We start from the raw sequence: 2,684 nt of genomic DNA, 5'->3' as shown, positions 1-2,684 counted from the left end.
GGGTGCGGCGCGCGGGACTGCTCGACGACGCGGCACTCACGCCGGGCTCCCTGGTCAGGCCGCCCGGGCGATGAGTACCGGGCAGTGCGCGTGGTGGATCAATGCGTGGCCGACCGAGCCCAGCATCAGGCCCCGCAGTCCACCTCGCCCGCGAGAGCCGACGACCACCAGTCGCGCGGTGCGCGACAGGTCGACCAGCTCGGCGGCAGGCCGGTCGCGGACGACGCGCCTGCGCACCTCGACATCGGGGTACTTCTCCGCCCAGCCCGCGAGCCGCTCGGCCAGCAGCGCGTGCTCCTCGGCCTCGACGGCCGTCCAGTCGACCAGTGGCGCGACGCTGAGCGGCACGATCTCGTCCTGCCAGGTGTGCACCGCGAGAAGCGGTACGTCGAGCAGGGCGGCCTCCTCGAATGCCAGGGCCAGCGCCGCCTCGCTCACCGGGGACCCGTCCACCCCGACCACGACGGGACGGGTGTCGGCCGCCGCCTCCTCGACGTCGCCGCGGACCACGGCGACGGGGGAGGTCCCCCGCGCGGCCAGGGCCACGGCCACCGACCCCACCAGCAGTCCGGTGAATCCACCGAGCCCACGGCTACCGACCACGACCAGGCCCGCCTCGGCCGACTCCGCGAGCAGCACGGGGACGGCGAAGCCGGTGCGCAGCTCGGACTCCAGGTCCACGCCCGCCTCGGTGGCACGAGCCAGCGCCACGGCATCGAGGAGGATCCTCTCCGCGGCCTCGGTCATGGTCCGCTTGTACGAGGTGCCGAGTCCCGGGTTGCCGATGTGGTTCGGCTCCGGGAGCACGAGGGCGGACACCAGCCGCAGCCGCACCCGGCGTCGAGCGGCCTCCTGGACCGCCCAGACGACCGCCCCGGCGGCTGATCCCGATCCGTCCACCCCGACGACCACCGGCCCGTGTGCCTGCATGTCCACTCCTTCTCACGATCCGTGTGACCACCGGACCCGCTCCGAGCCCGGCCGGACGGCGTGTCTGCTGCCGCCGTCACCGTGGTGGTCCTCCCCCGGTCCATCGCGGCTCGGTCTCCTCCCACGCCCGCTCCCACTCGTCGCCGCGCAGGCGGGTGACGCCCACGAAGGCCAGCCTGCCCAGCAACCCCACGACCACCTCGCCCACGGCGAGGGACACGGCCGCCGTCACCGCCGCCACGAACACCACCTCGAAGCGAGACAGTGGCGCGCGGACCGGTCGCTGGTCGGCGGTCACCCAGATCCCGATCTCCGTCCCGGCGGGCACCGGTGCGGTGACCGTGGCCCGACCGGTTCGCTCGATCCCGTCGGCCCCGGTCCAGCGGACGGAAGCGAGCACCTGGGCCCCCGCCTCGGGGACCATCCCGACGTCCTCCAGCACGACCGCTGTCGTCGGTGTGTGCCGGCGCTCCTCGACCTGCGCCCGTTCCGACAGCGCCCGGTAGGACTGGACGCCGATCACGAGGCAGGCGAGGAGGACCAGCAACGCCCCCACGCCGACGGCCCAGGCGACGACGTCCGCCACCCGGTCCGAACGGCGCCGGGGCGGGCGGTCGCGGGACGGGCGGGCATGCTCACCGGCGCGCTTCACGGTTCCGTCCGGTCGTGTTCGACGGCCACCGGTCACCACTCCCGCCCGGTCGCCGGGCGCCTCGCCCACGGCGGCCGTCCCCGCCGAGGACCCGAGCGACCGTGCCGGTTCCCTCGACGACGGGCGCGACACGGTGGCCGTTCGGTACGTGAGCCGCCGCCGCTCGGATCGAGATGTCGGACCGCAGGGTCGTCACCGCGGCCGACACGAGGCCTCGGACCGTCATCGTCGCCTCCGTTCGGCACCGTCTGTGTGGAGCCCCAGGGTCGGCGGGTCGCTGCGCTTCCGCAGGTGCCGAACGGCCCGGAACGGTGCGCCACCCGGCCCGGTCTCGGGGGCCCGGGCCGAGGACCGGGGCCGTCGGGCCGCTCAGCACCTCCCGCCCGTGTGCCGAGCGCCTCGGTGGGGCTCCCGGCCGGGGTTCGCCGCACTCGGCGCGGGTCTACGTCGAGCGCTGCGACCGTGAGCTCAAGACCGGGCGCTCCGGCTCCCGGCTGCAGGACGGCGACCTCGACACCCTCACCGAGCAGGAGCGCACCATCGCGGGGCTCGTCGCCCGCTGGCTGGCGAACAGGGAGGTGGCCGCCGAGATCCTGCTCTCGGTGAAGACCGTCCAGTACCACCTCACCCGCACCTACTCGAAGCTCGGCGTGCGCTCGCGGGCCGAGCTCGCCGCCCACTTCCCGCGCGCCTCGCAACCCTAGGAACGACCATGCCCCCACCATCGCGCCGACCCGGATGAGTGCTGTGGGCGAAGACGCGATGGTCAGGACCCTGCAGGACCCAGACCGGCGATGAGCGGCGGCAACACGGCTCGGTGTGGGGCAGGTGGGGCTCGAACCCACGACCTGACGGATTATGAGTCCGCTGCTCTGACCAACTGAGCTACTGCCCCCTCGGCGATCGAGGGTAGCGAGCCGATCAGGGTCTGCCGCGTGTGGCCCAGGCGGTCCAGACCGTGCGGAGGGAACCCGCGAGACAGCTGCGGCGCTGGGTGCGGCGTTCGGCCGGGGTGCACTCGGCGAACACCGAGCTCATGTCCCGCCACCAGTCCGCGCGCTGCTCGGGCGGGAGCAGTGTGCGGACGGCGCGGAGCAGGCGG

The 2,684-nt window shown here is 74.3% G+C and carries 4 protein-coding genes and 1 tRNA gene; 1 reads left to right on the top strand and 4 read right to left on the bottom strand.

Annotated elements, in window-relative coordinates:
• Positions 1-54: 54 nt before the first annotated feature.
• Both H5J29_RS28345 and H5J29_RS28340 read right to left on the bottom strand, forming a co-directional pair.
• Positions 55-930 (bottom strand): universal stress protein, encoded by an 876-nt coding sequence (locus H5J29_RS28345; protein WP_181784051.1) that lies wholly within the window; start codon positions 928-930, stop codon positions 55-57.
• 76 nt (positions 931-1,006) lie between these two features.
• Positions 1,007-1,582 carry an Rv1733c family protein gene (locus H5J29_RS28340; RefSeq protein WP_181784050.1) on the bottom strand — a complete coding sequence of 192 codons (576 nt, stop codon included), beginning with the start codon at positions 1,580-1,582 and terminating at the stop codon, positions 1,007-1,009.
• 311 nt (positions 1,583-1,893) lie between these two features.
• On the opposite strand from H5J29_RS28340, the gene H5J29_RS28335 reads away from it, so the two are divergent.
• Entirely contained in the window at positions 1,894-2,286 is a 393-nt protein-coding gene (locus H5J29_RS28335; RefSeq protein WP_312858455.1) for a helix-turn-helix domain-containing protein, read from the top strand.
• Between the two features lie 116 nt (positions 2,287-2,402).
• On the opposite strand, the gene H5J29_RS28330 is transcribed toward H5J29_RS28335, so the two are convergent.
• Positions 2,403-2,477, bottom strand: a tRNA-Ile gene (locus tag H5J29_RS28330).
• A 26-nt stretch (positions 2,478-2,503) separates the two neighbouring features.
• Positions 2,504-2,684, bottom strand: a 181-nt coding sequence (locus tag H5J29_RS28325; RefSeq protein WP_181784048.1) for a hypothetical protein, incomplete at its 5' end; no start/stop codon positions are given.

Origin of the sequence: Pseudonocardia pini (assembly GCF_013870575.1) — a bacterium.
Taxonomy (GTDB): domain Bacteria; phylum Actinomycetota; class Actinomycetes; order Mycobacteriales; family Pseudonocardiaceae; genus Pseudonocardia; species Pseudonocardia pini.
This window is presented reverse-complemented; position numbering and strand designations above follow the sequence as displayed.

Bases quoted from the DNA above. Each gene is read 5' to 3' on its own strand.
- H5J29_RS28345 (WP_181784051.1), bottom strand. From the start codon at position 930: ATGCAGGCACACGGGCCGGTGGTCGTCGGGGTGGACGGATCGGGATCA.